This window comes from Dietzia sp. DQ12-76 (genome assembly GCF_014145045.1).
Taxonomy (GTDB): domain Bacteria; phylum Actinomycetota; class Actinomycetes; order Mycobacteriales; family Mycobacteriaceae; genus Dietzia.
The window spans coordinates 1-5,775 of sequence record NZ_JAALDV010000352.1 but is presented as its reverse complement, the minus strand read 5'-3'; the positions used below and the strand labels follow the sequence as shown (position 1 = coordinate 5,775).

Here is a 5,775-nt window from a genome sequence, read left to right as displayed (position 1 = left end):
CCACGATCTGCGACCTCCCGCAGGAGCAGGTCGACCAGCTCGCGGGCGCCGGATCGGTCGACGCCCAGAACTGCCCGGATCCCGAGAACTGAGCACCTGACCCCGGGCGTTGATCCGGGCACGGAGCCCTGAACCGGGGCATGGAGAAGGAGCCCCGCACCATCACGGTGCGGGGCTCCTTCTCCGTTCCCGCGTCGGATGACCCCGACCCGGACCGGGCCGCTCGGCTCAGCGAGCGCCGTACACCGGCACCGGCGACGGGGACGCGGCGAGCAGTCGCGGCACCACGGATCCGAGCTCTGCCGGGTCCCACTTCGCGCCCTTGTCCTCGGTCGCGGCGCGCTGCCACCCGTCGCACACGGTGACCTTCCCGCCCTCGACCTCGAACACACGCCCGGTGACCTCATCCGACTCCGCCGACCCGAGCCACACGACCAACGGCGAGATGTTCGCGGGGTCCATCGCGTCGAAGGACCCGTCCTCGGGCGCCGCCATCTGTGACGCCATGCCCTCCCCGGCGGAGGTGGTCATGCGGGTACGAGCAGCAGGAGCGATCGCGTTGGCGGTGACGCCGTACCCCTTCATCTCCGCGGCGGTCTGGATGGTCAGCAGCGCGATTCCGGCTTTCGCGGTGGCGTAGTTCCCCTGTCCGACCGAACCGAAGAGCCCGGCCCCCGAGGAGGTGTTGATGACCCTGGCCCGGCGGGGGCGGCCGGCCTTCGATTCGGCGCGCCAGTACTCGGCGGCGTGCCGCAGCGGCGCGAAGTGACCCTTGAGGTGGACGTTGATCACGGTGTCCCAGTCCTGCTCCCCCATACCGACGAGCATCTTGTCCCGGAGGAAACCGGCGTTGTTGACCAGCACGTCGAGCCCCCCGAAGTGGTCGATCGCCTGGTGGACCAGTTCCCGTGCCCCGTCCCAGGAGGAGATGTCGTTCCCGTTGACCACGGCCTCACCGCCGGCGGCCCGGATCTCCTCCACGACCTGCTCGGCCGGGGATTCCCCCACGTCCGATCCGTCGAGGCCGGCGCCGAGGTCGTTGACCACGACCTTCGCGCCCTCTGCCGCGAAGGCCAGGGCGTGCTCCCGGCCGATTCCGCGGCCGGCGCCGGTGACGATGACGACGCGTCCGTCGCAGATTCCCATGGTTCTCCTCGATGTGTTGTTCGGCCTCGACGTGGTGTTCGCCGACGTGATGGCCGGGACTGTCAGGACGTGGTGTTGGCGTTGGACGCCGAGAGGAACGCCGGCTTCTCGCCGCCCCCGTGGACCAGGAGCTCGGCTCCGGTGATGTAGGCCGCCAGCGGCGAGGCCAGGAAGGCGGCCGCCTGCCCCACATCCCGCGGGTCGGCCATGCGACCCATGGGAATGGTGGCGTCGACCGCGGCGACGCCGTCGGAGTCCCCGTAGTGCATTTCGGCGAGTTCGGTCTTGACCGGTCCCACGACGACCGAGTTGATCCGCACCGCGGGCGCCCACTCGACGGCCAGGGACTGCGTCAGCGAGTCGATGCCCGCCTTGGCCGCGCCGTAGGACGCCGTTCCGGGTGAGGGCCGGTGTCCGGAGACCGACGAGATGTTGACGATCGCTCCTCCGGCCGGCTGCATCACCCGGTTCGCCTCCTGGGCCACCGTGAGCGCGGACAACAGGTTCAGCGCGACGATCTTGGCGTGGAAGTTGGCGCTGGCATCGGCCGCCAGGGCGAACGGGGCACCGCCGGCGTTGTTGATCACGACGTCCAACCGACCGTGCCGATCCACGATCCGCTCCACCATCGCGCGAACCGCCTCGGGGTCCCGGAGATCGACCGAGTGGAACTCGAGATCGCCGACGTCGGACCCCTCGTCCGCGGGGCGCCGCGCGCAGGTGACGACGACGGCACCGGCTTCTCGGAAGACTCTGCTGATCCCCGCGCCGACGCCACGGACGCCGCCCGTGACGAGGACGACCCTGCCCGCCAGACCCAGATCGATGTGCGACATGCGTGCTAGCCTACCAAGCAAGCGTTTGGTCAGTCACCCGCCCGCTGAACCACAGCGGCGGCGTGCGAAGGGAGCACCATGGGCATCACCGTCGACAGGGGAGCAGACGGCATCGCGACCGTCACCGTCGACTTCCCCCCCGTCAACGCCATACCCTCGGCGGGGTGGTTCGAGCTCGGCGAGCAGATCCTCGCCGCCGGTCGCGACCCGGGGGTCCACGTGGTGATCCTCCGGGCCGAGGGCCGTGGGTTCAACGCCGGCGTGGACATCAAGGAAATGCAAAACTTCGAGGGCTTCGACCACCTGCTCGCCGCCAACCGCGGGTGCTACGTGGCCTTCAACGCGGTGTACGAGTGCGCGGTCCCCGTGATCGCCGCGGTGAACGGCTTCTGTGTCGGCGGCGGGATCGGGCTCGTGGGGAACGCGGACTGCATCGTCGCCTCCGACGACGCGGTCTTCGGCCTCCCCGAGGTGGACCGGGGAGCGCTCGGGGCCGCCACCCACCTGGCCCGAATGGTCCCCCCGCACATGATGCGCACCCTGTACTTCACCTCCCGCACCGTCACCGCGCAGCAACTGCACCAGTGGGGCACGGTCTACGAAGTGGTCCCCCGCGACCGGCTCGACGCGGCCGCCCGGGACCTCGCCGAGACGATCGCCGCGAAGGACACCCGTGTGATACGGGCGGCCAAAGAGGCCATCAACCACATCGATCCCGTCGACGTGAAGTCCTCCTATCGGATGGAGCAGGGCTTCACCTTCGAACTCAACCTCGCCGGCGTGGCCGACGAGCACCGCGACGAGTTCGTCAAGAGCGGGACGAACCTGGATAAACGAGCCGATCGAGCCGAGAGGACGGGCGAGAACAAGTGACGACGACCCCCACCCCGCGCGACAAACGCACCAGTATCGACGAGGCCGTCTCGCGCCTGCGCAGCGGAATGACCATCGGTATCGGCGGATGGGGCTCGCGGCGCAAGCCCATGGCGCTCGTCCGGGCGATCCTCCGCCGGGAGGACCTCACCGACCTCACCGTGGTCTCCTTCGGCGGCCCCGACCTGGGGTTGCTCTGCTCAGCCGGGAAGGTCTCCAAGGCCTACTACGGCTTCGTGTCACTCGACTCCGCCCCGTTCTACGACCCGTGGTTCGCCCGCCGCCGCACCGAGGGCTCGATCGTCGCCCGCGAGATGGACGAGGGCATGGTCCGGGCCGGCCTCACCGCCGCCGCGCACCGCCTGCCGTTCCTACCCACCCGCGCCGGTCTCGGCTCGGACGTGTTCCGCTTCTGGGGGGACGAACTCAAGACCGTCGACTCGCCGTATCCGGCGGACGGACGGACCGAGACCCTCGTGGCGATGCCGGCCCTTCGGATGGACGCCGCGCTGATCCACCTGGACAAGGCCGACAGGCACGGCAACGCCGCCTTCACGGGCGTCGACGGGTACTTCGACGACCTCTACGCCATGGCCGCCGACACCGTCCTGCTCGAGGTCGACGAGGTCGTGGATTCCGCCGACGCGCTGATGACCGAGGTCGGTCCCCAACGCATGCTCCTCAGCCGCATGTTCGTGGACACCGTCTCCGAAGCCCCGAACGGCGCGCACTTCACCTTTGCCGGCGGTTACGGCCGCGACGAGGCGTTCCAGAAGCACTACGCCTCCTGTGCCAGGGACGACGCGTCGTGGGCGGACTTCGTCTCCGAGTTCCTGTCCGGGTCCGAGGAGGAGTACCAGAGGGCGGTCTCGGCGTTCGCGGAGAAGGCCGCCGCCGAGAAGGCCGCCGCTGCCGCAGACAAGGGAGCCACGCGATGACCGACACCACCACACGACCCGCCACCGCTCAGTCCATCAGCAGGGCCGAGTACTGCGCCATCGCGTGCGCGGAGATCTTCGCCGGCGCCGGGGAGATCTTCGCCTCGCCCATGACCCCGATGGCCACCATCGGGGCGCGGCTCGCGCGGCTGACCACCGAGCCGGACCTGCTCATCACCGACGGTGAGTACCGCTTCCTCGGCCAGACCCCGCCGCTGGGAAAGGTCATCGACTTCGAGGGATACATCCCCTTCCCCCGGGTGTTCGACGTCCTGCAGGCCGGCACCCGCCACGTGGTGATGGGCGCCAACCAGATCGACCGCTTCGGCAACCAGAACCTCTCCGCCTTCGGCGACGACGTCCAGAAGCCCTCGCGACAGATGTTCGGCCTGCGGGGTGCGCCCGGCAACTCGCTCAACCACGCGACCAGCTACTGGGTGGGCAAGCACTCCACCCGCGTCTTCACCGGGAAGGTCGACATCGTCTGCGGAGTGGGCTACGACCGGTACACCCCGGGGGACCCCGCCTTCCGGTACCACCACCTGCACCGAGTGGTGACAAACCTCGGCGTGTTCGACTTCGGCGGGACCGACCACGGGATGCGCGCGCTGAGCCTGCACCCGGGCGTCACCGCCGAGGAGGTCGCGGAGAACACCGGCTTCGAGATCGAGGGCCTGTCCGAGGCCGGCGTCACCCGCGATCCCTCGGCGGAGGAGCTGCGCCTCATCCGTGACGTGCTGGACCCCCGCGGGTTCCGCGACCGCGAGGTGCCGACCGCATGAGCGCGCCGACCATCGCCACGGCCTTCACCGAGCTGGTCGGGGTGGAGTACCCGATCGTCCAGACGGGCATGGGCTGGGTCTCCGGACCCGAGCTGACCGCGGCCACCGCCAACGCCGGAGGGCTGGGGATCATCGCTTCGGCCACGATGACGTATCCGGAGCTCGAGAACGCGATCCTTCGCACCAGGGAGCTGACCACCCGCCCCTTCGGGGTCAACCTCCGCGCCGATGCCGAGGACGCCGCCGAGCGATGCGAGCTGATGATCAGTCACGGCGTGAAGGTGGCGTCGTTCGCCCTCGCGCCCAAGCCCGAGTTGATCGCGCGCCTCAAGGACAACGGCCTCGTCGTCATCCCCTCCATCGGCGCGGCGAAGCACGCCGTCAAGGTGGCCTCCTGGGGTGCGGACGCCGTGATCGTCCAGGGCGGAGAGGGCGGGGGGCACACCGGCCCCGTCGCCACGACGCTGTTGTTGCCCAGCGTCATCGACGCCCTCGGCGGTGCCGGCAACACCTCCATCCCGGTCATCGCCGGCGGAGGCTTCTTCGACGGCCGCGGCCTGGTGGCCGCGCTCGCCTACGGCGCCGCGGGCGTCGCCATGGGCACACGCTTCCTGCTCACCAGCGACTCCCGCGTCCCGGACGCGGTCAAGAGGCAATACCTGGACAAGGGACTCCAGGACACCGTCGTGTCCACCCGCGTCGACGGGATGCCGCACCGCGTCCTGCGCACCGGCCTGGTCAACGCCCTCGAGTCGGGCAGCCCCGTCAAGGGGATGCTCGCCGCGGTGCAGAACGCCAACAAGTTCAAGTCCATGACCGGTATGAAGTGGCAGACGCTCGCCCGGGACGGCCTCAACATGAAGAAGGCCTCCGACCGCACCTGGCAGCAGATCGTCATGGCCGCCAACACCCCGATGCTGCTCAAGGCCGGCCTGGTAGAGGGCAACACAGAGGCCGGCGTGCTGGCCTCCGGACAGGTCGTGGGCATGATCGAGGACCTGCCCAGCTGCGACGAGCTGATCCAGCGGATCATGACGCAGGCGCACGAGCGGCTGGAGGCACTGCGGGGCCACAGCTCGTAGTCCGGGTGTCGTCACCCCCGGGCGCATGGTCTTTCGATGATCGCCCCGGCGGACCACGCCTCGTTCACGCACGGCCTGATCCCCGCACCCGCCGACCACCGTGGTCGGCGGGTGCGGC

At 69.8% G+C, this 5,775-nt stretch carries 6 protein-coding genes; 4 read left to right on the top strand and 2 right to left on the bottom strand.

Annotation, left to right across the window (positions count from 1 at the left end; translation table 11 throughout):
- Positions 1–228: 228 nt before the first annotated feature.
- Positions 229–1,146, bottom strand: coding sequence for an SDR family oxidoreductase (locus G6019_RS12070; RefSeq protein WP_182613540.1), 918 nt, complete (start codon positions 1,144–1,146; stop codon positions 229–231).
- Between the two features lie 62 nt (positions 1,147–1,208).
- Positions 1,209–1,982 (bottom strand): SDR family oxidoreductase, encoded by a 774-nt coding sequence (locus G6019_RS12065; RefSeq protein ID WP_182613539.1) that lies wholly within the window; start codon positions 1,980–1,982, stop codon positions 1,209–1,211.
- 78 nt (positions 1,983–2,060) lie between these two features.
- On the opposite strand from G6019_RS12065, the gene G6019_RS12060 reads away from it, so the two are divergent.
- From G6019_RS12060 to G6019_RS12045, 4 genes are read left to right on the top strand one after another with little or no spacing between them, the layout of a single operon-like run.
- Positions 2,061–2,855, top strand: coding sequence for an enoyl-CoA hydratase family protein (locus tag G6019_RS12060; RefSeq protein ID WP_182613538.1), 795 nt, complete (start codon positions 2,061–2,063; stop codon positions 2,853–2,855).
- A complete protein-coding gene (locus tag G6019_RS12055) occupies positions 2,852–3,793 on the top strand; it encodes a CoA transferase subunit A (RefSeq protein WP_182613537.1) in 942 nt (313 codons plus the stop codon). The genes G6019_RS12060 and G6019_RS12055 overlap by 4 nt, the downstream gene beginning before the upstream one ends.
- Positions 3,790–4,575, top strand: coding sequence for a CoA-transferase subunit beta (locus G6019_RS12050; RefSeq protein ID WP_182613536.1), 786 nt, complete (start codon positions 3,790–3,792; stop codon positions 4,573–4,575). Before G6019_RS12055 ends, G6019_RS12050 begins: the two co-directional genes overlap by 4 nt.
- Entirely contained in the window at positions 4,572–5,657 is a 1,086-nt protein-coding gene (locus G6019_RS12045; RefSeq protein ID WP_182613535.1) for an NAD(P)H-dependent flavin oxidoreductase, read from the top strand. Before G6019_RS12050 ends, G6019_RS12045 begins: the two co-directional genes overlap by 4 nt.
- Positions 5,658–5,775 lie beyond the last annotated feature (118 nt).

Excerpts from the sequence above, each read along its gene's own strand:
- G6019_RS12070 (WP_182613540.1), bottom strand. The coding sequence starts at position 1,146 with ATGGGAATCTGCGACGGACGCGTCGTCATCGTCACCGGCGCCGGCCGC.
- G6019_RS12065 (WP_182613539.1), bottom strand. The coding sequence starts at position 1,982 with ATGTCGCACATCGATCTGGGTCTGGCGGGCAGGGTCGTCCTCGTCACG.
- G6019_RS12060 (WP_182613538.1), top strand. The coding sequence starts at position 2,061 with ATGGGCATCACCGTCGACAGGGGAGCAGACGGCATCGCGACCGTCACC.
- G6019_RS12050 (WP_182613536.1), top strand. The coding sequence starts at position 3,790 with ATGACCGACACCACCACACGACCCGCCACCGCTCAGTCCATCAGCAGG.
- G6019_RS12045 (WP_182613535.1), top strand. The coding sequence starts at position 4,572 with ATGAGCGCGCCGACCATCGCCACGGCCTTCACCGAGCTGGTCGGGGTG.